Source organism: Sphingomonas sp. Leaf30 (assembly GCF_001422525.1).
Classification (GTDB): Bacteria; Pseudomonadota; Alphaproteobacteria; order Sphingomonadales; family Sphingomonadaceae; genus Sphingomonas; species Sphingomonas aerolata.
Map to the genome: position 1 here is coordinate 670,537 of NZ_LMKZ01000001.1, position 22,592 is coordinate 693,128.

Below are 22,592 nucleotides of genomic sequence, written 5' to 3' on the forward strand. Positions count from 1 at the left end.
CCGGGAGCGGCCACGTCTGTCAGGTCATACGCCGCCGATCGGCTTGCCCCTCATGACGTTAGACAAATCAGGCCGCGGCGGCGAGCGCGGCGCGGGCGCGGCGGATCCGGGTCTCGACCGCCTTTGCGCTGATCCCCAGCGCCTGCGCGGCCTCTGCCTGGCTCAGCTCGTGGATCGTGCACAGCAGCAGCGGCTCGCGCAGCGGGGCGGGGAGCCGTGCGATATCGGCCATCGTGCGGGCGAGGTCGTCGCGACCGATCGCGTTCGTCTCCGTATCCGCCGCCCCGTCCGCGACCCGCTCGCCCGCCTCGATCGGCAACACGCGGGCGAGCATATGGCGGACACGGCGGCGACGGTGCCAGTCGCGGCATTTGTTGATCGCGATCCGCGCAAGCCACGCGCGCAGCGACCGGTCGCGGTCATAGCGGGACAGCGCGGCGTGCGCCGCGACGAAGCTCTCCTGCAACAGGTCGAGCGCCTCGTCGGGATCGCCGATCTGCGCGAGGATCAGGCGGTAGAGCGGCTGCTTGTGCCGTCGCATCAGCGCCGCGAACGCCGCCTGCCGATCCGCCGTCGGCCCGGCGAGATGCGCGGTGACCAGCGCGGCGTCGTCATAGGCATCGAGATCGATGCTCGTGCGGCGCGCGGTCCTGTCGGGGCGGGGCGGGATCAATGCGCGGGGGTCAGCGCCTGCACGACGACCCGGTCGAACGCCGCGGTCTGGTCGGCGCGCATCACGCCGCGCATCGCAAAGACGTGCGCGAGCGTCGCCTTTTGCAGCGCGCCCATCGTCCGGTGCGATCGGTCGACCGCCGCGGCGACCGCGGGGCCATTGGCATGTTCGCGCTCGATCGCGGCGGCGAGACGGACATTGTCGGCACGCAGCTCCGCTTCCAGGGCTGCGCGGCGGACCGCGAACTCGGCCTCGAGACGGTCGAGCGCTGCCTCCTGCGGGGCGTCGAGCACCACGCCGCGGTGGAGCAGCGTGTGGAGTTCGGTGCCGTGCGCTGTACCCGGCGTCCGGATCCAGCCGCCGATAAACACACCGGCGATCGCCGCGAGGAAGGCGAGGACGATCGTCGGTGCCGCACGACGGACCACGGACGTCACTGCCCGAGCAGCAAGGTCGAGGGAGCAAGCGCGCCGTCGATTCCGATCGGGATCGACGCCTGCGCAGGCGCGCCATGGCCGATCGGTGCCGCCCCGCCGATCAGTCCCAGCACCAGCGCCGTACCGACCGACCACCGCCCGACCAGGAGGCTGGTGTGCCGACTGCGCGCATTCTCCGCGATGCTCTCGAACACCGACGCCTCGACGCCATCGAGCGCACGCGGCACCGGCATCGCCGCCAGCCGGGTCAGTCCTTCATCGACAGGATCCTGCATCGTCCGCTCCCTCTGCATCCAGACATACGCACCGCCGCGCGCGATCCCGCATGATTTTTGCCCGCTGGCGAGAATGGGTTGCCGCCGCCGTGTCGTCGTTACTGCTTGAAGCAGTGCGCCCGGTGCCATTGCAGGAAATGGGGGTGCGGCCGATCGGCGGCGCGGGCCGGCGCGGTGGCATAGCCGCTCGCGTTGACGACCCCGCGGATCGTGTCGGGATCATTGGCCTGGCGCGATACGAGGATGGCGAGATCATCGGCGAGCGACAACAGCCCGCGATCGAACATCCAGTGCGCGGTGCCCGACAGCGCGAGCCCGTTGCTGACGATATCGGGGCCGCTCGCCTCGACCGGGCGGATATGCGCCGCCTCGACCTCGGCGCGGCCGCCGCCGTTGATCAGCTTCAGCCCTGTGATCGCGCAGCGTTCGTCATAGGCGCGCAGGACGGTGCGGCGAAATATCCGGTCGCGGACTATCCGGGAGGTGAGGCTGGCGATGCGCGGACGCTCGCCCTCGATCAGGAACGGGCTGCGCTCCTCGTGCCAATGGCCATCATCTATTGTGTCGGCCACGGCATCGCCGGTGCGCGGCAGCAGCGGTGTCTCGTCGTCGAGGCCGAGGGTGACGATGCGGTTGAAGTCGGCAGCGGAGATCGGGCGCACGGCGGACTGGGCGCGTCCGGATATCCGCCCCTGATCGTTGAGAACGCCGCGTTCGACTGGACCGTCGGCGCCAGAAAAGGGCACGGGGGTGGCAAAATCGAGATAGGAGCCGGGCTCGATCAGCGCGAGATACATCGCCGGCGTCGACGGATCGGGGATGATCCGCTCGACCTTGGCGACCGCGAAATAGCCGCGCGTGGCGGCGACCTTGCGCGGTTCGTAATAGAGGATCCAGTCGCCGATACTGGGCTGCGCACGGCTCAGATACTGGGCGGGAAACTGGTATTGTTCGGCCGGGCTGTCGTCGTAGATCGAGTCCGAGCGGTGAATGAAAACGCCAAAGGCCATTGCTGACTTTAGCGCATCACTTCAGATCCACCAGCCGTGACCGCGCCTACCTAGAGCGGAGGATCAGGCGAACATTTCCATCTGGCGCGGCTTCGGCGCGACGATCGGGCGGAGTTCGGCGCGGTCGGACAGTGCGACCGGGCGCCAGTCCTCGGCGATGATGAACGGGCGGATCTTGGCGACCGACACGGTCAGCCGCGCGATATCGGCAAGGTGGAGGCGGCGCCAGCGGCGGCTGGTCAGGATGCCGTTGACCGCCTTCACGCCGAGCCCGGGGACGCGGAGCAGCATCTCGCGCGGCGCACGGTTGACGTCGACCGGGAACGATCCGCGGAACTTGAGCGCCCAGGCAAGTTTCGGATCGATGTCGAGCGGGAGCATGCCGGTCGCGTCGTCGGCTGCGGCGACGACCTCGTGCGGCTGGAATTCGTAGAAGCGCATCAGCCAGTCGGACTGATAGAGCCGGTGCTCGCGCATCAGCGGCGGGCGCTGCAGCGGCAGCACCGCACTGGCGTCGGGGATCGGGCTGAACGCCGAATAATAGACGCGGCGAAGACCGAACCGGTCGTACAGTGTCGAGGCCTTGCGGACGATGTCGCCATCGGTCGCGGCATCGGCGCCGACGATCATCTGCGTCGACTGGCCCGCGGGGGCGAAACGCGGCGCGGACTTGTACTTGGCCTTGGCGTCCTTGCCGTCGACGATCGAGGCCTTGACCTCGCGCATCGCGGTCTCGATCCGGACGCCGTCCTTTTCGGGGGCGAGCCGCTTGAGCCCGCCTGCGGTCGGCAGCTCGACGTTGATCGACAGGCGATCGGCGTAGAGCCCCGCCTGGTGGACGAGCTCGGGATCCGCGTCGGGGATCGTCTTGAGGTGGATATAGCCGCGGAAATGATGATCCTCGCGCAAGCTGCGCGCGACCTCGACCATCTGCTCCATCGTGTAGTTGGACGAGGCGATGATCCCCGAGGAGAGGAACAGTCCCTCGATATAGTTGCGCTTGTAGAAGGCGATCGTCAGGTCGACGACCTCCTTGGCGGTGAAGCGCGCGCGGCGGACGTTCGAGCTCTTGCGGTTGATGCAGTAGTGGCAGTCGAAGATGCAGCTGTTGGTCAGCAGGATCTTGAGCAGCGAGATGCAGCGGCCATCGGGCGCATAGGCATGGCAGATGCCCATGCCCTCGGTCGAGCCGAGCCCCTTGCCGTCCTTCGAATTGCGCTTGGCAGTGCCCGACGACGCGCAGGATGCGTCATACTTCGCGGCATCGGCCAGGATCTCGAGTTTCTCACGGGTGTCGAGCTGGGCCATGCGTTCATCTTACGTTCCGCGCATGGGCCTGTCGATTGATGCGGATCAACTGTCCGGGGGATTATCCAAACAGCCCAGCGACGTAGCGGATGATGTCGACGAAGCTGCCGAGGCTGATCGGGAGGAGCATCAGCGCGAGCGCATAGACGAGGAGCATGCGGCTGAGCGCCTTCTCATGGCGGAAGGCGGGCTTGCGCGGCGGGAGATCGTCCTTGCGCGGCCAGATCGTCGAGTCGTCGAGGAACATCCGACCATTATAGCGCGATTGCGCGCGTTTCGCAGCGGGTGACGCCATTATGCCGCGACGAGGATGGTGGCGGCCTGAAGATCGACCGAGACGAGGCGGCTGACCCCGGGTTCGATCATCGTCACGCCGAACAGCCGGTGCATGCGGCTCATCGTGACCGCATTGTGCGTGACGACGAGGTAGCGCGTGGCGGTGTCGCGCGCCATCCGGTCGAGCAGGTCGCAGAAGCGGTCGATATTGGCGTCGTCGAGCGGCGCGTCGACCTCGTCGAGTACGCAGATCGGCGCGGGATTGGTCAGGAACAGCGCGAAGATGAGTGCGACCGCGGTCAGCGCCTGCTCGCCGCCCGACAATAGGGTCAGCGACTGGAGCCGCTTGCCGGGGGGCTGGGCGAGGATCTCGAGCCCCGCCTCGAGCGGATCGTCCGAATCGACGAGCTCGAGATGCGCGCTGCCGCCATTGAACAGCGTTGCGAACAGCCGCTGGAAATGGCCGTTCACCGTCTCGAACGCCGCGAGCAACCGCTGTCGCCCCTCGCGGTTGAGCGTGCCGATCGAGCCGCGCAGCCGGTGGACCGCCTGACCCAGCTCGTCGCGGTCGGCCGCATTGCCGACCGCCTCGGTTTCGAGTGCGGCGAGCTCTTGGTCGGCGACGAGGTTGACCGCGCCGATCCGCTCGCGCTCGGCGGTCAGGCGGTCCTGTGCGCGGCTCTCGTCCGCAGGGGTGCGGACATCGGCGGCCGCGAAGTCGAGGCGTTCGGGCAGGACGGGGGCGGGGCAGGCGAAACGCTCGCCCGACAGCCGCCCTAGTTCGCGGCGCTGCTGCTCCTGTGTGTCGACACGGACGAGCGCGCCGGCGCGGTGCTCGCGTGCCTCGGCGAGCGCTTCGGCCGCGCGGCGATGCGCGTCGTCGGCGGTGCGAAGCGCGGCTTCGGCGGCGCGTTCGGCGGTCTGGAGCGTGTCGGCGTCCGCGCGCGCGGCGGCGTGCTCGGTATCGAGCGTGGCGATCGCGGCATCGAGGGTGGCGGGGCGGTCCGCGAGTGCCTCTGCATCGGCGGCGACGTCGCGGGCGCGGCGGTCCAAGGCGGTGATGCGGGTTGCCGCTTCGCCTGCGCGCGCACGCCAGCTGCGGATATCGGCCTGCGCGGCGGCGAGGCGTTCGCGCGTTTCGGCGCGCAGCCGGTCCTGTGCGGCGCGGTCGCTGCGCGCCTGTGCGACCGCGCCGCGGCGGGCCTCGGCGTCGCGGTGGAGCGTCGCGACCGCGTCGGCGCTGATGCGGCCGTCGGGTAATGCGGCGGCCGCGGCCTCGGCGGCGGCGAGGTCCGCGGCGGCGTCGGCCTGTTCGGCATGTACGCGGTGCGCGCGCTGGTCGAGATCGGCACGCTGTCCGGCGCGGCGTTCGAGCGCCGCGGCGGCGCGATCCTCGTTGCGTTGCGAGTCACGGATGCGGGTCTCGGCGGCGGACAGGTGGGCGCGGGCGTCCTGGGCGGCTTGGCGGTGCGCGGCGATCCGTTGGTCGATCGCGGTGCGCGCCGCGTCATGCACGGCGAGCGTGGCGGCGGCGGCGGGCCGCGCGGCTTCCAGCGTGTTCAGGCGATTGCGACGTTCGAGCCGTTCGGCAGCCGCGGCGCCGCTGCCCTGTGCGACGAAGCCGTCCCAGCGGCGCAACACGCCGTCGCGGGTGACGAGGCGCTGGCCGACCGCGAGCGGCTGGCCGTCGTCACGGTCGGTGACGAAGACCTGGGCGAGCCGGCGCGCGAGGGACGCGGGTGCGTCGACGTCGGCGGCGAGCGCGGTGGTGCCGGGCGGGCGCGCGGGATCGCCGGGCGCGGGCGTCGCGCCGGCCCAGGCGGCGGGGTCGGTATCCAGATCGTCGCCGAGCGCGGCGGCGAGCGCGCGCTCCCGCCCCGGCATGGCGGTGACATGGTCGAGCAGCCGGTCGCGGCCGCTGCGCTGGGTCGCGCGGGTGAGCGCGGCGGCCTCGCTGTCGAGCGCGGCGAGCTCGACGCGGGCGGTGGCGCGCGCGGTCTCGGCGGCATCGCGCAAACCACTTGCGGCGCGTTCGTCGCTATCGGCCTGCGCGAGCGCGTGGCGGGCGGCGGCGGCGTCCTCCAGCGCGGCGAGACGCGCCTCGGCGGCGGCGGCGCGATCCGCCTCAAGCGGGGCGGAATCGCCAAGTGCGCGGTGCGCCGCATCGATCTGCGCTGTGTCGCGTGCGGCGCGATCGGCGCGGGTGCGCGCGGCAGCGAGCGCGGCGGCGGCGACCCGCGCCTCGGCGACATCGCTCGCATGGCGGGTCATCGCCTGCGCCAGCGCGACCTCGACGTCGCGCGCGGCGCGTTCGGCCTCGGCCTGCGCGGCATCGAGCGCGGGAAGCGCGGCGGTGGCGGCGGCGATCGCGGCATCGAGCGCGGCGATCTCGGTCGCGAGGCGGGCGAGCGCGTCGGCGGCGTCGCTGGCGAGGCTACCCTCGCGCAGCCGGTCCTCGGCGATACGGCGGCGCGAGTCGGCGAGATCGGCGAGGCGGCGGTCGAGCGCGGTGCGTTCGGTCCGCAGGCCGGCCAGCCTATGGCCGGTGTCGGCGGCATGGTCGCGCGCGGCGAGCGCGGCGGCGCGAGCGGTGGCGACCGCGGCGGCGTCGTCGTGCTGCGCCTTCGCCGCAAGGGATTCGGCGGCGGCAGCGGCGGCCACCCGCGCCTCGGACTGCGCGGCGTCGGCGGTCGCGGCCTCGGCGGCGGCAGCGGCGTCGCGCCAGCGCGCGAAGATCGTCCGTGCCTCCGCGACGCGGATCTGGTTCGACAGCAGGCGATAGCGTTCGGCGGCGCGCGCCTGGCGTCTGAGCGCGGCGGCGCGTGCGTCCTGATCGGCGATGACCGCGTCAAGCCGTGCCAGATTGGCCTCGGTCGCGCGAAGCCGTGCCTCGGCATCCTTGCGGCGAACATGGAGTCCGGCGATCCCGGCGGCATCCTCGAGCATCGCGCGGCGGTCGGCGGGCTTGGCGGCGATAACCGCACCGATCCGGCCCTGGCTGACCAGCGCAGGGCTGTGTGCCCCGGTCGCGGCGTCGGCGAAGAGCAGCCCGACATCCTTCGCGCGGACGTCGCGGCCGTCGATCCGGTAGGCGGACCCTGCGCCGCGTTCGATCCGGCGGACGATCTCGCGTTCGTCGGCGCCGTCGGGACCGGCGATCTCGGCGAGGATCGAGACCTCGGCAAAATCGCGCGCGGGGCGGGTCGCGGTGCCTGCGAAGATCACGTCGTCCATGCCCGCACCGCGCAGCGACTTGGCGCTGGCCTCACCCATCGTCCAGCGCAGCGCCTCGAGCAGGTTAGACTTGCCGCAGCCATTGGGGCCGACCACGCCGGTCAGCCCGGGTTCGATCACCAGGTCGGCGGGTTCGACGAAGCTCTTGAACCCGGTGATGCGGAGGCGTTTGATCTGCATGGCGCGCGCTCTCCCTTCACGATTGGCGAGCGCAGCGCGCTTCTGGTCTCCCGCGAAGGCAGCAGCCCGGACTGGGTCCCCGCCTTCGCAGGGAAACACTCCGGGCTGCCAAATGCCCGCCGGACGGGATGCGGCTTACGCGCCGGCGGCCTTGAGCGCCTTTTCCATCTCGCTCCACGACAGCACGTTTTCCATCTTCTTGCCGTTCAGCAGGAAGGTCGGCGTGCCGGTGACCGTGCCCGACTGCATCGCGTTTTCGGTCGGCTTGGCCATGATCTCGAGCTGCTTCTGGTCGGCGAGGCAGGCGCGCGCCTTGGCCTCGGGGATGCCGCGCTGCTTGACGAAGTCGATCGCGCCCATGTGCTCGGCGAGCTTGGTCGCGACCGCGGTCGGGGCGAGATTGGCAAGGCTCTGCTGCATCGCCGGGGGCATCGTCTGGAGCTTGTCGAGGAAGGCGTTCTGGTTCTGGTACATCTGCTCGAGGATCGGGAAGAACGGGGCGGTCCCGCCGCACTGGCCGAGCAATGTCAGCGCGACGTCGGGCGCGCCGTGGACAAGAAAGTCGCGGAATTCGAAGCTGACCTTGCCGGTCGAGACGTAGTTGTCGGTCAGCGGCTTGAACGCCTCGCGGCCGAACGCGCCGCAGGTCGGGCAGGAGCGCGCGCCATATTCGACCAGCTTGATCGGGGCATTGGGGTTGCCCATCAGATAGCCCTCGTCGGTCTTGACGACGGTCTCGGTCCAGTTCTGGCCGGCGGGGGCGGTCGCCGCGGCGACGGGGGCTGCGGCCTGGGTGGTGTTCGACGAATCGCCCCCCGAACAGGCAGCGAGCGCGAGCGGCAGGACGGCGATGGCAGTGACGAACTTCATGCGGGATACTCCAACGAAATTAGCGGGCGCCGGCAGTGCGCAGCGCGGGTTCGAGCTGGGCCCAGCCGCCATGCGGCATGACCTTGCCGTTGATGAAGAAGGACGGCGTCGAATCGACCTCGGGCGGTGCCGCCGCGGTGATGGCGAGGATCCGGTCGATCTCCGCCGTATCCGCGAAGCACGCGTCGATCGCGGCGGCGGACAGCCCGCGCGCCTTGACCAGATCGGTCAGCCCCGCGCCATCGGCATAGGCCTTGAGCTGCGCCGGCCGCGGATAGAGGTTGATGCGCGCGGCGTTGACCTGCTGGAACTCGATCCCCTTTTCGAGCCAGGCGGGCTGCGCCGCGAAGATCGCCGCCGATGTCGGGAAGAAGCCACGCGGCCCGGTGCAGCGGGCGAGCACCGCCGCGGCGAGATCGAGCCGGTCGCGGATCATGTGGCGGAATTCGAGGCTGGTCGATCCCGACGCGATCATCCTGCCCTTCAGCACCGCCTGCGACTGGGTCGAGAAATCGGCACAATGCGAACAGGTGTAGCTGGCATATTCGACCAGCTTGACCCGGGCTGCGGGGCTGCCGAGCACATAGGTGCCGCTCGCCGTGCGGGTGACGGGCACGGGCTTCGGGGCGGGCGCGGCCGCGGTGAGCAGCGCGAAACCGAACAACGCAAAGAACAGACGCATTCAGCTGATCCTGGGAAGGCCGCTCGTCGAGGCGACGCCGGCGGCGAGGGATTCGAGGACCGCACGCAGTTCGGGATCGGCGATGCCCTTCAGGCTGAGACCGAGATCGGCGGGAACGGTGCGGAGCGGGGGCGGCGCCGCCTTGACGCGCGGCTTCGCAACCTCGCCCTGGCGGATGGTGATGCGCGCGACCGCGGCATAGCCGAAGAAGCGGTTCACGCGCTCGGTGATCTCGGGAATGACGTGCTGCATCATCGGCGCATGCGCGCCGCGCACGGTCAGCGTCAGGACGCCATCCTGTTTCTGCCCCATCGGGAAGCGGATCGATTCGGGCGTGCTGACACCGGAAAACCGCTCGCCGACGATCTCGGGCCAGCGGCTGACGACCGACGACTGGATGAAGCCGAAGCGCCGGAACGCCGCGCCGCCGATCGCGGGGAGCAGCTCGGCGACCGCGCGCGACCGGTTGGCGCGCGGCGCATCGGCGTCGACTTTGGGCTTGCGGGCAGCAGTTTTGCGGACGGCGGTCTTGCGCGCGGGCGGAACGTCCGACGCGCTGGCCGCGGTCGCGGACTTTTGTTCGGTGGTGATACCGGGCGGGTTGCTCATCGCGCCACCCATGCCATAGGCGGCGCGTGAACGCCAAGCGCTCTTCGGTCCCCGTCGCCCTGCTCGACTGGTATGACGCGCATCGTCGCGTGCTGCCGTGGCGCGCCCGGCCGGGCGAGACGGTCGATCCCTATCGCGTCTGGCTGTCGGAGGTGATGCTGCAGCAGACCACGGTCGCCGCGGTCACCCCGCGCTTCCTCGCCTGGACCGCGCGCTGGCCCGATTTTGCGAGCCTCGCCGCGGCGGACGATGCCGATGTGATGGCCGCCTGGGCGGGGCTCGGCTATTATGCCCGCGCGCGCAACCTGGTGAAGGCGGCGAAGGCGGTCGTCGCGGAGCATGATGGCGTGTTTCCGCGGACCGAGGCCGCGCTGCGGACGCTCCCCGGGCTCGGCGCCTATACCGCGGCGGCGGTGGCGGCGATCGCGTTCGGCGAGCGCGCGGTGGTGGTCGATGCCAATGTCGAGCGCGTCGTCGCGCGGCTGTTCGCGATCACGACGCCGCTCCCCGCCGCGCGTCCGGCGATCCGCGCGGCCGCGGACACGATCACGCCCGACATGCGAGCCGGCGATTTCGCGCAGGCGATGATGGACCTGGGATCGTCGATCTGCACGACGCGCAACCCCAAATGCCTGCTGTGCCCGCTCCGCCCCGACTGCGACGGCTTTGCGCAAGGCGAGCCCGAACGGCTGCCGGTCAAGGCAAAGAAAGCCGCCAAGCCGCAGCGTCACGGGACGATCTTCTGGCTCGAGCGCGACGGACAGGTGTTGCTGGTGCGTCGCCCCGACACCGGGCTGCTCGGCGGCATGCGCGCGCTCCCGACCGGGCCCTGGACCGACCAGCCGCCGGGGTTCGAGGCCGCACCGGCACAGGCCGACTGGCAGATGCTCGACGACCGCGTCACGCATGGCTTCACGCATTTCGACCTTGAACTCGGTCTTGCGGTGGCGCGGGTGGAGGCGCATCAACCCGGCGAATGGTGGCCCGTCGAGACCCTGGATACCGCCGGGCTGCCGACCGTTTTCGCCAAGGCCGCCCAGGCTATACGGGCGCGATAGGGAGGCCTGCATGACGCGTGCACACTGGATTTCGACCGGCGTGATTGCCGCACTGGCGACGACCGCAGCCTTGGGGCAGGCGCAGCGACAGGCCGCGCCCGGCCCTATCGCCGTCACCGAACGCGCGGGCGATCCCGCACGCGCCGCCTTGCCGAGCCTCGAACGGCTGTTCGATGGCTATGTCCGCGACAACAAGATGCCCGGTATCGTCGGCGCCTTCGGTCTGGGCGATCGGCCGACCCTGTTCCTGGCGAGCGGAAAAGTCGGCGACGAGCCGGGGCGGCCGTTCGCCGACGCCGATTCGCTGTGGCGGGTCTATTCGATGACCAAGCCGATCACCGGGATGGCGGCGATGATGCTGGTCGAGGACGGTCGGCTGAACCTCGACGATCCGCTGAGCAAATACATCCCCGCATTCAAGACGATGACGGTCGCGACCAGCCCCGATACGTCGCTGGCGACGCGGCCCGCGACGACGCCGATCACGATCCGCATGCTGCTGACGCATACTGCGGGGCTCGGCTACAGCATCAATGTGAAGGGCCCGCTGCTCAAGGAATATGAGCAGCGCGGCGTGCTGCCGATGTCGGTCAATGCGCAGATGGAAACGCAGATGGCCAAGGTCCGCCCGACCTCGCTCGAGGACTTCGCGAACCGCGCCGCGACGCTGCCGCTGGTCGCCGAGCCGGGCACCAAATGGAGCTATTCGATCGGGCTCGACGTGATGGGCCGGGTGATCGAAGTGGCGAGCGGAATGTCGTTCGAGCGGTTCCTGCAGACGCGGATGTTCGCGCCGCTCAAGATGAATTCGACCTTCTTCATGGTGCCACAGGACCAGCTGAAGCGGCTGGCGACCAACTATGCGTTCGTCGGCGACAACCGCACCCCGCTCGACCCTGCAGCGACGTCGGTCTTCGCCGAGCGGCCAAGCTTTCCCTATGGCGGCGCGGGGCTGGTGATGTCGGCGCGCGATTATGACCGGTTCCTGCACATGCTGCAGGATGGCGGGACGCTGGGCGGCGTGCGGGTGATGAAGCCCGAGACGGTCGCGCTTGGCATGTCGAACCTGATGCCCAAGGGGGTGTCGTTCGGCGGGATCGGCACCGGGACCGGTGCGGCGACTGTGGGTAACGCGATGGGATTCGGCGCGGGTGGGTCGGTCTATCTCGCGGACGTGCCGGGCGGCGCATCGAAGGGCACCTACGGCTGGGGCGGCGCGGCGGGGACGTTCGCCTGGGTCGACCCGGTCCGTCATGTCCGGAGCACGGTGATGGTCAATTATTTCCCCGGGGAGAAATGGCCGTTGCGGAAAGAGGTGGTCGGCGCGCTGGTCGCCGATGTCGCGCGAAGCGGATCCGCGGGGGGCGTGCGCCGATGAACTTGACCGCGGATCTCATGCCCGATGTCGCACCGGGTTTTACCGGCGGGATGCTCGACCGTGCCGATGCTCTCCGCCATGATGCAGACGCACTGGCGGCGGCGCAGGGCGACTGGCGGGCGCGGCTGCTCGCGCTCGACGGTCTGTTGCCGGGGGTGACCGATGAGGGGCGGCTGGCCTGGACGTCGATGGCCGACCTGCCCGACGATGCCGAACCGATCCTGCTCGGGCTCGACGAGAGCGGGCGGCCGCATTTCACCGCGCTGCTGGCGGGCATGGGGGTCGACAACGCCCCGGCGATGCGCTCGCCCGCGCTGATGGCGGTGCTGGGCAGCCTCGCGCCGGGCGAGGCGGCGACCTATGCCGCGGCGCGCAGCGTGCTCGACTGGCATGTCCGGCACCGCTTCTGCGCGAAATGCGGGACCGCGACGGCGATGTTCCGCGCGGGCTGGGCACGCAAATGCCCCAATTGCGCGACCGAGCATTTCCCGCGCGTCGATCCCGTCGTCATCATGATCGCCGAGCATGACGGGCGCGCGCTGCTCGGGCGCGGCAAGGGGTGGCCGCCGGGGCGCTATTCAGCGCTGGCGGGGTTTCTCGAGCCCGGCGAATCGATCGAGGAGGCGGTCGCGCGCGAGATCGCCGAGGAATCGGGCGTGCGCGTCGGCCGTGTCCGCTATGTCGCGAGCCAGCCCTGGCCCTTCCCCTCGTCGCTCATGATCGCGTGCGTCGCGGAGGCCGTGGACGACGCGATCACGCTCGACGTGAACGAGCTGGAGGATGCGATGTGGGTACCGCGCGAGATGGTGCGCGCGGTGCTGCGCGGCGAGGAGGGGCCGTTCCTGCCGCCGCCGCCCTATGCGATCGCGCACACGCTGCTGAGCGTCTGGGCGAAGGGGTGACTCAGCCGCGCGTGCGCGCCTGGCGGTAGGTGCCGAGCACGCGGAGCCATTTCGAGTGGAAGCCGAGTTCCTCTAGCGCGTGGTCGAGATTCGCGTCGCCGGGCTTGCCGACGACATCGGCGTAGAATTCGGTCGCGGCAAAGCTGCCGTTGCGCTGGTAGCTTTCCAGCTTGGTCATGTTGACGCCGTTGGTCGCGAAGCCGCCCATCGCCTTGTAGAGCGCGGCGGGGACGTTGCGGACCTCGAAGATCAGCGTCGTCATCCAGTCGCCGCCCGCCGGATCCTGCGCCGCCGGTGGCTTGCCGCCACGCGCGAGCGTGACGAAGCGGGTCGTGTTGTGATCGGCATCGGCAATGTCGGTCGCGAGCAGATCGAGGCCGTAGAGCGCGGCGGCGGCGGGCGGCGCGAGCGCGGCGATCGTCGGGTCGGCAAGTTCGGCGACCTTGGCCGCGGCGCCCGCGGTGTCGGGATAGCTCACCGGCTCGATCCCGTGCGCCTTGAGCCAGTGGCGGCACTGGCCGAGCGCCTGCGGATGGCTCATCGCCTGGCGAATGGCGTCGCGTGGTCCGATCCCCATCAACGCGTGGCGGATCGGCAGGAAATGCTCGCCGGTGATCACCAGCCCCGATTCCGGGAGCAGGAAATGGATATCGGCGACGCGGCCGTGGAGCGAGTTCTCGATCGGGATGATCGCACAGTCGGCGCGGCCGTCCTTCACCGCGTCGATCGCATCGGCGAAGTCGAAACAGGGCAGCGGCAGGCCGTCCGGAAATGCCTCGGTCGCCGCGACATGGCTGTTCGCGCCGGGCGCACCCTGAAACGCGACCGCGCGCGCGGGCTCCGCCATCGCGGCTTGGGTCATCCGCGCGACGATCGGACGGGCGGGGGCGGCGAAGTTTTCCATCGTCACGGCGCGTAGCCAGCGGGCTGGATGCAATCAAGGGCGCGCGGCGCCCGCGCAACACGGGGCGCAGCGTTTGCTTGCGGTGTCGGTCAGGCTTTTCTATGGCTGTCCTAAATCAAATAGGGGTGGGTGCGCTTTATGGACGACAGGACCAATACGATCGCCGGCTGGGTGCTCGCAGGTTGTGGTGCGGCGCTTGGGCTGTCGATCGTGGGGGGCATGTTGTTCCACGGCGAGCGCCCCGAGAAGATGGGCTATGCGATCGAGGGCGTCGTCGAGGAGGGTGCCGGCGGTGGCGCTGCCGAGGTGGCGATCGCGTCGCTGCTGCCGACCGCGGATGCCGCCAAGGGCGCCGAGGTCTTCAAGAAGTGCGCCGCGTGCCACACGATCAACCAGGGCGGCGCGAACGGGATCGGTCCGAACCTGTACGCGACGCTGGGCGAGGGGATCGCGCAGGGCAAGGGCGGCTATGCCTTCACCGACGCGCTGAAGGGCGTCGGCGGCAAGTGGGACTTCGACAAGATGAACGCGTGGCTGACCAGCCCGCGCAAGTTCGCGCCGGGCACCAAGATGACCTTTGCGGGATTGGGCAGTGCCGAGGACCGCGCGAACGTGATCCTGTATCTCAACCAGCAGGGGTCGAACCTGCCCTTGCCGGCAGCGCCTGCCGCCGGTGCAGAACCCGCCGCTGCTGGAGATCAGCCTGCGACCGCCAACGCCGCCGAGGCTGCGGTCGAGAACGGCGGCGATACCGCCGATATCGCGAACACCGGCACGGCGGCTTCGGGTGCGCCGTCGGTCGATCCTGAAGCCGCACGCAAGGGTGCGCGGACGGAGCAGTAATCGCGGCTCCCTCTCCTCGGTGAGGAGAGGGGCTTTTTCGGGGTATGCGCTGTTTGGCAGCCCCTCACCCCGGCCCTCTCCCCCGAGGGGAGAGGGGGCAGAGGGTCAGGCTCCTGCGGCCTCTGCGGCTTCGGCCGCAGCGCGCTCGCGGTAGAAGGACTGGACCGCGGCCCAGGCTTCATCGGCGGTCTCGACATAGCGGAAGATCGACAGGTCCTTTTCGCTGACCACGCCTTCCTCGACCAGCGCGTCGAAATTCACCACGCGCTCCCAGAACTGGCGACCGAACAGCAGCACGGGGATCGGCTGGATCTTGCCCGTCTGGATCAGCGTCAGCAGCTCGAACAGCTCGTCGAACGTGCCGAACCCGCCCGGGAACGCCGCCAGCGCGCGCGCGTGGAGCAGGAAGTGCATCTTGCGCAGCGCGAAATAGTGGAACTGCACCGACAGCGACGGGGTGACGTACGGGTTGGGGGCCTGCTCATGCGGCAGGACGATGTTCAGCCCGATCGACTCGGCCCCGACATCGGTCGCGCCGCGGTTCGCTGCTTCCATGATCGATGGGCCGCCGCCCGAGCACACCACGAACTGACGCCAGCCGCGCTCGTCGCGGGGCAGGACGCTGACCTTGGCGGCGAGTTCGCGCGCGACGTCGTAATATTTCGACTTCTCGACCAGCCGCTCGGCGATCTTCTTCGACTTCTCGTCGCTGGCGAGTTCGAGCAGCGCCTGTGCCTTGGCGGGTTCGGGGATGCGCGCCGAGCCGTAGAAGACGAAGGTCGAGGCGATCTTCGCTTCCTCGAGCACCAGTTCGGTCTTGAGCAGCTCGAGCTGGAACCGCACCGGGCGGAGATCTTCGCGGAGCAGGAAGTCCATGTCCTGGAAGGCGAGCCGGTAATGCGGATGCTGGGTCTGCGGCGTGGAAACGATCTCGCGGGCGGTTTCAGCGTCCTGGCTGGCGTTCGCGAAAACGCGTGAGGGAATGCGGGTATCTGTCATTTCGGCGGATTTAGTCGAAAGCCGTGCGCAGGGCTAGACCGGTGTACTAGCGGCAGAAATTCGCGCGATCGTCCTCGAGGTGGAGGTGGTTGCGGTGCGCGGCGTTATAGTCGGGGCTGAGCACCGTCCCGAACCGCTTGCAGGCCGAGGCGCGGATCGTCTGGAGGAATTGGCGAACCTGCGGGTCGGGCGATGACCAGTCGTTCAGGATGCTGATCCGTCGTCCGTCCTTCAGCACGAAACCGCCGATATCGACCGCGTTGGCGACCGCATGGCCCGAGCGGCGGCTCGCGTTGCGGGCCGAACCGACCACGTTGCGGCATGCATAGCTGCCCATGCTGTCGATCCGCGCGAGTTCGCTGCCGAGCATCTGATAGGCGGCGGGGGCGACGGCGTTGCGCGTCCAGCCGATCAGCGCGCGCGCCGCGCCGCAGCGGACCGCGGTGAGGTTGGCGACGGGGACGCCGATATCGACCAGCTTGACGGTGCCCGCGAGCCCGCAGCCGGGGCCGGTTTCGCGGTCGGGCAGGAGCTGGAACGAGACGTGGAGCTGGCGCAGGTCGGCGAGGCATTGCGCGGTCTCGCGATTGCTCGGAACCGAGAGGTTGGGGCGGGTCTGTTGCGGCGCGGCGGGGCGATCGGCGCGGCCGCAGGCGGCGAGCGCGAGAATGGGCGCGAGCGCGAGCAGGACAGGGTAAAGGACGCGGTACATGGGGCCATCATCCCCGCGTGGCACCGGCTTGTCACGCGTCGCGGGGCGGCGTTGCGGCGAGTCGAGGCGTGGGCGTGTGCGGCGCTGCCCTTCGACTTCGCTCGGGGCGAACGGGGGAGCGTGGCGACGGGAGCGCATGCGCGGACAAGGTTGACTCGCCGCGCTACGTCGTTAGGGCCGGCGACGGGCCACGCGGTCCCAACGCCGCGCGTGCTCTCTGTGAGGAGAGATACATGACTGATACGACCTACGCCACCGCCACAGGTGCGCCTGTGCTGCCTGCAACCAAGCCGGCACGCCCCTTTTTCTCCAGCGGTCCCTGCGCGAAGCCTCCGGGCTGGTCCGCGGACAAGCTCGTCACCGATTCGCTCGGCCGCTCGCATCGCTCGAAGATCGGCAAGACCCGCCTCCAGTACAGCATCGACCTGATGCGCGAAATGCTGAAACTCCCCGACACGCACCGCATCGGTATCGTTCCCGGCTCCGACACCGGCGCGTACGAGATGGCGATGTGGACGATGCTGGGCGCGAAGCCCGTCACCGCGCTCGCCTGGGAAAGCTTCGGCGAGGGCTGGGTGACCGATGCGGTCAAGCAGCTCAAGATCGACCCGACCGTGGTGCGCGCCGATTACGGCCAGCTGCCGGATCTGGACTCGGTCGACTGGTCGAACGACGTGCTGTTCACCTGGAACGGCACCACCAGCGGCGTGCGCGTGCCGAACGCGGACTGGATCCCCGACGACCGCGAAGGCCTGTCGTTCGCCGACGCGACGTCGGGCGTGTTCGCCTACGACATCGACTGGACCAAGATCGATGTCGCGACCTTCTCATGGCAGAAGGTGCTCGGCGGCGAGGGCGCGCACGGCGTGCTGATCCTCGGCCCGCGCGCGGTCGAGCGGCTCGAGAGCTACACCCCCGCCTGGCCGTTGCCCAAGGTGTTCCGCCTCGTCTCGAAGGGCAAGCTCGCCGAGGGCGTGTTCAAGGGCGAGACGATCAACACGCCGTCGATGCTGGCGGTCGAGGACGCGATCTTCAGCCTCGAATGGGCGAAGTCTCTGGGTAAGGACGGGCTGATCGCGCGATCGGACGCGAATGCCGCAGCCTTGGACAAGATCGTCGCGGAGCGCGACTGGCTCGGCCATCTCGCGGCCGATCCGGCGACGCGCTCGAAGACGAGCGTCTGCCTGACGGTCGAGGGTGCGGACGAGGCGATGATCAAGGCAATGGCCGCCGCGCTCGAAAAGGCCGGCGCGGCGTACGACGTCGCGGGCTATCGTGATGCGCCGCCGGGCCTGCGAATCTGGTGCGGCGCGACCGTCGACACGGCCGATATCGTGGCGCTCGGGCCGTGGCTCGACTGGGCCTACGCGACCGCTAACGCTGCCTAAAACCCGCTACTGCCGCCCGTTTTTCCCACCGCCCTTTTCCGTCATCCCGGCGAACGCCGGGACCCATGGACACGGAGCATCCGCTCACTAAGCGGACCGCAACCATGGGCCCCGGCGTCCGCCGGGGTGACGGGACAGGGTGAGGACGGACTTTCAAAACCGAGCGCGCACCTCCGTTCCCCCGACATTCCCAGGAGCAATCCCATGCCAAAAGTCCTCATTTCCGACAAAATGGATCCCCGCGCCGCCCAGATCTTCCGCGAGCGCGGCGTCGAGGTCGACGAGATCACCGGCAAGACGCCCGCCGAACTGATGGCGATGATCGGCGAGTATGACGGTCTCGCGATTCGCAGCTCGACCAAGGTCACCAAGGAGATCCTCGAGCACGCGACCAACCTGAAGGTCGTCGGCCGCGCAGGCATCGGCGTCGATAACGTCGACATCCCCGCCGCATCGGCCAAGGGCGTGGTCGTGATGAACACGCCGTTCGGCAACTCGATCACCACCGCCGAGCACGCGATCGCGCTGATGTTCGCGCTCGCCCGCCAGCTGCCCGAGGCCGATGCCTCGACCCAGGCCGGTAAGTGGGAGAAGAACCGCTTCATGGGCGTCGAGCTGACGTCGAAGACGCTCGGCCTGATCGGCGCGGGCAATATCGGCTCGATCGTTGCCGACCGTGCGCGCGGGCTCAAGATGAAGGTCGTTGCGTTCGATCCGTTCCTGACGCCTGAGCGCGCGATCGAGATCGGCGTCGAGAAGGTCACGCTCGACGAGTTGCTCGCACGTGCCGACTTCATCACGCTGCACACGCCGCTGACCGACCAGACGCGCAACATCCTCTCGGCCGAGGCGCTCGCCAAGACCAAGAAGGGCGTGCGGATCATCAACTGCGCGCGTGGCGGGCTGATCGACGAGGTCGCGCTGAAGGCGGCGCTCGATTCGGGCCAGGTCGGCGGTGCCGCGCTCGACGTGTTCGTCGAGGAGCCCGCCAAGGCGTCGCCGCTGTTCAACACGCCGAACTTCATCAGCACGCCGCATCTCGGCGCGTCGACGACCGAGGCGCAGGTCAATGTCGCGATCCAGGTCGCCGAGCAGATGGCCGATTTCCTGATGTCGGGCGGCGTCACCAACGCGCTCAACATGCCGTCGCTGTCGGCGGACGAAGCGCCCAAGTTGAAGCCGTACATGGCGCTGGCGGAAAAGCTCGGTGCGCTGGTCGGGCAGCTGACGCATGGCGCGGTGACGCGAATCTCGGTGCATACCGAGGGCGCGGCGGCCGAACTGAACCCCAAGCCGATCACCAGCGCGGTGCTGGCGGGCTATCTCCAGACGCAGACCGCCACCGTCAACATGGTCAATGCGCCCGTGCTGGCGCGCGAACGCGGGCTCGAGGTGCGTGAGGTGCGGACCGAGCGCGAGGCGGATTACCACACGCTGCTGCGCGTCTCGGTCAGGACCGAGGACGGCGAGCGCTCGGTCGCGGGCACGCTGTTCGGCGATTCGGCGCCGCGTCTGGTCGAGCTGCTCGGGATCAAGATCGAGGCCGATCTGGCGGGGCCGATGCTCTATGTCGTCAACGAGGATGCGCCGGGGTTCATCGGTCGTCTCGGGACGGCGCTGGGCGAGGCGGGGGTCAATATCGGCACCTTCCATCTCGGCCGCCGCCAGGCGGGCGGCGAGGCCGTGCTGCTGCTGTCGGTCGATGAGGCGGTGACGCCGGAGCTGCTGACCAAGGTGCGCGCACTGCCGGGGGTGAAGACCGCGATGGGTCTCAACTTCTAAGGCTCGCGAACGGGGGGCGAAGTGGTTAGAGGCACGCGCATGACTGCTTTGCTCCCCGAAGGTTTTCGAGACCGCCTGCCCCCCTTCGCCGATTCGGCAGCCGCGCTCGAAGCGCGTGTGCTCGAGGCTGCACGCCTGCACGGCTATGAGCGCGTCGATCCGCCGCTGGCCGAATTTGCCGACGGGCTAGAGATGCGATTGAAGGCCGGCGGCCTGCACGATGCGGTGCGGTTCGTCGATCCGGTGTCGCAGCGTACGCTCGCGATCCGGCCCGACATCACCGCGCAGGTCGCGCGGATCGCGGCCACGCGGATGGGGCATCACCCGCGGCCGGTGCGGCTGAGCTATGCCGGCTCCGTGCTCAAGCTGCGCGCGTCGCAGCTCGCGCCCGCGCGCGAGACGCGGCAGATCGGTTGCGAGCTGATCGGGCTTGATTCGGTCGCCGCCGCGCAGGAGGTCGTCGCGGTCGCGGTCGACATGCTCGGTGCGGCCGAGGTCCGCGGCGCGTCCATCGACTTCACACTGCCCGATCTGGTGTCGACGCTTGCGGCGGGCCCGCTGCCGGTCGCGCCCGATCAGGTCGCGACGCTGCGCGACCGGCTTGATGCCAAGGATGCCGGCGCGGTCGCCGCGCTCGCGCCCGCCTATCTGCCGCTGATCGAGGCGGCGGGGCCGTTCGCGCCGGCGATGGAGCGGCTGCGGATGTTCGATACGACAGGCGCGCTCGCGTCGCGGCTCGACGCGCTCACACGGATCGCCGCAGCGCTCGACGGCCGCGTCGCGCTGACGCTCGACCCGACCGAGCGGCACGGGTTCGAATATCAGACCTGGCTCGGCTTCTCGCTGTTCGCGGACGGCAGCGCGCGCGAGGTCGGGCGTGGCGGCACCTATACCGTGGTGCATGAAAGCGGGGCCGAGGAAGCGGCAACGGGCTTCTCGCTGTTTGCCGACCCGCTGGTCGACCGGGTCGTCAGCGTCGATCGTCGCCGCCTGTTCCTGCCGCTGGGCACGCCGGCGGCCGACGGTGCGGCGATGCGGGCGCAGGGCTGGGTCACGGTCGCCGCGCTCGACGCGGGCGATACCCCCGAAGCGCAGGTCTGCACGCATCTTTGGGTGGCGGATGCGCCCCGCGCGCTGTAGGCGCTGCGGGTAATTCTCAGGAGATAGAGTTTGGCCAACGTAGCAGTCATCGGCGCGCAATGGGGCGACGAAGGCAAGGGCAAGATCGTCGACTGGCTCGCCGAGCGTGCCGACATGGTCGTGCGGTTCCAGGGCGGCCACAATGCCGGCCACACGCTCGTCGTCGGCGAGAATGTGTACAAGCTGTCGCTGCTGCCGTCGGGCATCGTCCGCGGCACGCCGTCGTTCATCGGCAATGGCGTGGTGCTCGATCCTTGGGCGCTCAAGGACGAGATCGCCCGGCTCGGCGCACAGGGTGTCGTCGCGACGCCCGAGACGCTGCGCATCGCCGATACCTGCGCGCTGATCCTGCCGTTCCACCGCGATCTCGACGGTCTGCGCGAGGATGCGAGCGGCGCGGGCAAGATCGGCACGACGCGCCGCGGCATCGGTCCGGCCTATGAGGACAAGGTTGGTCGCCGTGCGATCCGCGTGTGCGATCTGGCGCATCTCGACGATCTGGGGCCGCAGCTCGACCGTCTGACCGCGCACCACGATGCGCTGCGCGCCGGGTTCGGCGAGCCGCCGATCGACCGTGCGGCGCTGATCGCCGAGCTGCGCGAGATTGCCGGTTTCGTGCTGCCGTTCGCCAAGCCCGTGTGGCGCGACCTGAACGCGGCGCGCTCGGCCGGCAAGCGGATCCTGTTCGAGGGCGCGCAGGGCGTGCTGCTCGACGTCGATCACGGCACCTATCCGTTCGTCACCTCGTCGAACACCATTGCAGGCGCTGCGGCGGGCGGTTCGGGCCTGGGGCCGAGCGCGGTCGGATTCGTGCTCGGGATCGCCAAGGCGTACACGACGCGCGTCGGGTCGGGGCCGTTCCCGACCGAGCTCGAGAACGAGACCGGCGAGCGGCTCGGTGTGCGCGGGCATGAGTTCGGGACGGTGACGGGGCGCAAGCGTCGCTGCGGCTGGTTCGACGCGGTGCTGGTGCGCCAGTCGGCGGCGGTCGGCGGCATCACCGGGATCGCGCTGACCAAGATCGACGTGCTCGACGGGTTTGAGACGGTGTCGATCTGCACCGGCTATCGTCTGCGCGGCGAGACGCTCGATTATTTCCCGGCGCATGCCGCCGACCAGGCGCTGGTCGAGCCGATCTACGAGACGATGGAGGGCTGGCAGGAAACGACTGCCGGTGCGCGTAGCTGGGCCGACCTGCCGGCACAGGCGATCAAGTATATCCGGCGTATCGAGGAGTTGATCCGCTGCCCGGTGGCGCTGGTCTCGACCAGCCCGGAGCGGGCGGACACGATCCTGGTACGGGATCCGTTCTCCGACTGAGGCGACGGTCGCTGACACGAAAAAGGCCGGGCGATTGCCCGGCCTTTTTTTGGATCAGCCCGTATGGCTCAGCGTGGCGGCGTGCCGCCGACGGTACCGCCGGTCGTTGCAGTCCCGCCCATGGTGCCGCCCATTGTGCCACCTGCAGCCGTGCCGCCCATCGTTCCACCCATGGTGCCCGGGCCGGTGCTGCCGGTCGACATCGAACCGGAGGTCGTGCCGGTCGTGGTGCCGGTGCCGGTCACCGTATCGGGACCCGTGGTGGTGCCGGTCGTCGTACCCGTCGTGCCGCGCGTGCGGCTACGGGCGCGGGTGCCGCGCTGGGTGCGGGTCTGGGTCGCGGAATCGGTCGCCGTGGTGCCCGACTGCGTCGTCGGTCCCGTGGACATGCCGCCCATCGCGCCGCCGGTGGTGCCGCTACCCATAGTACCGCCCATGGTACCACCAGTCGTGCTGCCGCCCATCGTGCCGCCCATCGTGCCACCTGCGGTACCGCCGGTGGTCTGGGCCATGGCGGCGGCCGGAAGGATCAGGGCTGCCGCTGCGATCGAGGTCAGAATACGCATGTTTCTCTCCTATCGTGTTGGAGACACAGCGTTTCGGTTCGACTTA

At 69.6% G+C, this 22,592-nt stretch carries 22 protein-coding genes; 8 read left to right on the plus strand and 14 right to left on the minus strand.

Annotation, left to right across the window (positions count from 1 at the left end; translation table 11 throughout):
• Nucleotides 1-67: 67 nt before the first annotated feature.
• The 10 genes from ASE89_RS03210 to ASE89_RS03255 all read right to left on the minus strand — a co-directional run bounded on the left by ASE89_RS03210 (nucleotide 68) and on the right by ASE89_RS03255 (nucleotide 9,554).
• A complete protein-coding gene (locus tag ASE89_RS03210; protein ID WP_443024333.1) occupies nucleotides 68-673 on the minus strand; it encodes an RNA polymerase sigma factor in 606 nt (201 codons plus the stop codon).
• Complete coding sequence (locus ASE89_RS03215) at nucleotides 670-1,101, minus strand: periplasmic heavy metal sensor (protein WP_056675263.1); 432 nt, start codon at nucleotides 1,099-1,101, stop codon at nucleotides 670-672. Before ASE89_RS03215 ends, ASE89_RS03210 begins: the two co-directional genes overlap by 4 nt.
• A 5-nt stretch (nucleotides 1,102-1,106) precedes the next feature.
• Nucleotides 1,107-1,385, minus strand: a complete 279-nt coding sequence (locus ASE89_RS03220; RefSeq protein ID WP_056673976.1) for a hypothetical protein — start codon at nucleotides 1,383-1,385, stop codon at nucleotides 1,107-1,109.
• Nucleotides 1,386-1,483: 98 nt separating this feature from the next.
• Complete coding sequence (locus ASE89_RS03225; protein WP_056673978.1) at nucleotides 1,484-2,395, minus strand: HNH endonuclease; 912 nt, start codon at nucleotides 2,393-2,395, stop codon at nucleotides 1,484-1,486.
• Nucleotides 2,396-2,458: 63 nt separating this feature from the next.
• A complete protein-coding gene (locus ASE89_RS03230) occupies nucleotides 2,459-3,703 on the minus strand; it encodes a putative DNA modification/repair radical SAM protein (RefSeq protein WP_056673981.1) in 1,245 nt (414 codons plus the stop codon).
• 61 nt (nucleotides 3,704-3,764) lie between these two features.
• Nucleotides 3,765-3,998 carry a hypothetical protein gene (locus ASE89_RS03235; protein ID WP_056673984.1) on the minus strand — a complete coding sequence of 78 codons (234 nt, stop codon included), beginning with the start codon at nucleotides 3,996-3,998 and terminating at the stop codon, nucleotides 3,765-3,767.
• Nucleotides 3,998-7,393, minus strand: a complete 3,396-nt coding sequence (locus tag ASE89_RS03240) for a chromosome segregation SMC family protein (protein ID WP_056673987.1) — start codon at nucleotides 7,391-7,393, stop codon at nucleotides 3,998-4,000. Before ASE89_RS03240 ends, ASE89_RS03235 begins: the two co-directional genes overlap by 1 nt.
• A gap of 135 nt (nucleotides 7,394-7,528) precedes the next feature.
• Nucleotides 7,529-8,263 (minus strand): thioredoxin domain-containing protein, encoded by a 735-nt coding sequence (locus tag ASE89_RS03245; RefSeq protein ID WP_031439788.1) that lies wholly within the window; start codon nucleotides 8,261-8,263, stop codon nucleotides 7,529-7,531.
• 19 nt (nucleotides 8,264-8,282) lie between these two features.
• On the minus strand, nucleotides 8,283-8,945 hold the full coding sequence (locus tag ASE89_RS03250; protein ID WP_056673991.1) for a DsbA family protein: 663 nt from the start codon (nucleotides 8,943-8,945) through the stop codon (nucleotides 8,283-8,285).
• The gene (locus ASE89_RS03255; RefSeq protein ID WP_082451278.1) at nucleotides 8,946-9,554 is read right to left on the minus strand and encodes a DUF721 domain-containing protein; all 609 of its coding nucleotides are present in this window, start codon (nucleotides 9,552-9,554) and stop codon (nucleotides 8,946-8,948) included.
• A 26-nt stretch (nucleotides 9,555-9,580) separates the two neighbouring features.
• Here ASE89_RS03255 and ASE89_RS03260 point away from each other — a divergent pair, with 26 nt between their 5' ends.
• The 3 genes from ASE89_RS03260 to nudC are packed head-to-tail and all read left to right on the plus strand — an operon-like array spanning nucleotide 9,581 to nucleotide 12,892.
• Nucleotides 9,581-10,612, plus strand: a complete 1,032-nt coding sequence (locus ASE89_RS03260; RefSeq protein WP_056673994.1) for an A/G-specific adenine glycosylase — start codon at nucleotides 9,581-9,583, stop codon at nucleotides 10,610-10,612.
• A 10-nt stretch (nucleotides 10,613-10,622) separates the two neighbouring features.
• A complete protein-coding gene (locus ASE89_RS03265; protein ID WP_056673997.1) occupies nucleotides 10,623-11,990 on the plus strand; it encodes a serine hydrolase domain-containing protein in 1,368 nt (455 codons plus the stop codon).
• Nucleotides 11,987-12,892, plus strand: coding sequence for an NAD(+) diphosphatase (gene nudC, locus ASE89_RS03270; RefSeq protein ID WP_236701601.1), 906 nt, complete (start codon nucleotides 11,987-11,989; stop codon nucleotides 12,890-12,892). The genes ASE89_RS03265 and nudC overlap by 4 nt, the downstream gene beginning before the upstream one ends.
• Before the next feature lies 1 nt (nucleotide 12,893).
• Here nudC and ASE89_RS03275 read toward each other — a convergent pair whose 3' ends face one another.
• Nucleotides 12,894-13,796 carry a prephenate dehydratase gene (locus ASE89_RS03275; protein ID WP_056673999.1) on the minus strand — a complete coding sequence of 301 codons (903 nt, stop codon included), beginning with the start codon at nucleotides 13,794-13,796 and terminating at the stop codon, nucleotides 12,894-12,896.
• Between the two features lie 138 nt (nucleotides 13,797-13,934).
• Here ASE89_RS03275 and ASE89_RS03280 point away from each other — a divergent pair, with 138 nt between their 5' ends.
• The gene (locus ASE89_RS03280) at nucleotides 13,935-14,639 is read left to right on the plus strand and encodes a c-type cytochrome (protein WP_031396507.1); all 705 of its coding nucleotides are present in this window, start codon (nucleotides 13,935-13,937) and stop codon (nucleotides 14,637-14,639) included.
• A 105-nt stretch (nucleotides 14,640-14,744) separates the two neighbouring features.
• Here ASE89_RS03280 and ASE89_RS03285 read toward each other — a convergent pair whose 3' ends face one another.
• A complete protein-coding gene (locus tag ASE89_RS03285) occupies nucleotides 14,745-15,638 on the minus strand; it encodes a TIGR00730 family Rossman fold protein (RefSeq protein WP_056407191.1) in 894 nt (297 codons plus the stop codon).
• A 46-nt stretch (nucleotides 15,639-15,684) separates the two neighbouring features.
• Nucleotides 15,685-16,350 carry an extensin family protein gene (locus ASE89_RS03290; protein WP_056407193.1) on the minus strand — a complete coding sequence of 222 codons (666 nt, stop codon included), beginning with the start codon at nucleotides 16,348-16,350 and terminating at the stop codon, nucleotides 15,685-15,687.
• 233 nt (nucleotides 16,351-16,583) lie between these two features.
• On the opposite strand from ASE89_RS03290, the gene ASE89_RS03295 reads away from it, so the two are divergent.
• From ASE89_RS03295 to ASE89_RS03310, 4 genes are all read left to right on the plus strand, one after another.
• Nucleotides 16,584-17,738, plus strand: a complete 1,155-nt coding sequence (locus ASE89_RS03295) for a phosphoserine transaminase (protein ID WP_056674003.1) — start codon at nucleotides 16,584-16,586, stop codon at nucleotides 17,736-17,738.
• A gap of 204 nt (nucleotides 17,739-17,942) precedes the next feature.
• Nucleotides 17,943-19,520: a phosphoglycerate dehydrogenase gene (serA, locus tag ASE89_RS03300; protein WP_056674006.1), complete on the plus strand. Its 1,578-nt coding sequence runs from the start codon at nucleotides 17,943-17,945 to the stop codon at nucleotides 19,518-19,520.
• Nucleotides 19,521-19,559: 39 nt separating this feature from the next.
• Nucleotides 19,560-20,660: an ATP phosphoribosyltransferase regulatory subunit gene (locus ASE89_RS03305; RefSeq protein ID WP_056674010.1), complete on the plus strand. Its 1,101-nt coding sequence runs from the start codon at nucleotides 19,560-19,562 to the stop codon at nucleotides 20,658-20,660.
• 30 nt (nucleotides 20,661-20,690) lie between these two features.
• A complete protein-coding gene (locus ASE89_RS03310) occupies nucleotides 20,691-21,980 on the plus strand; it encodes an adenylosuccinate synthase (RefSeq protein ID WP_031440105.1) in 1,290 nt (429 codons plus the stop codon).
• 68 nt (nucleotides 21,981-22,048) lie between these two features.
• Here ASE89_RS03310 and ASE89_RS03315 read toward each other — a convergent pair whose 3' ends face one another.
• The gene (locus ASE89_RS03315; protein ID WP_056674013.1) at nucleotides 22,049-22,546 is read right to left on the minus strand and encodes a hypothetical protein; all 498 of its coding nucleotides are present in this window, start codon (nucleotides 22,544-22,546) and stop codon (nucleotides 22,049-22,051) included.
• Nucleotides 22,547-22,592 lie beyond the last annotated feature (46 nt).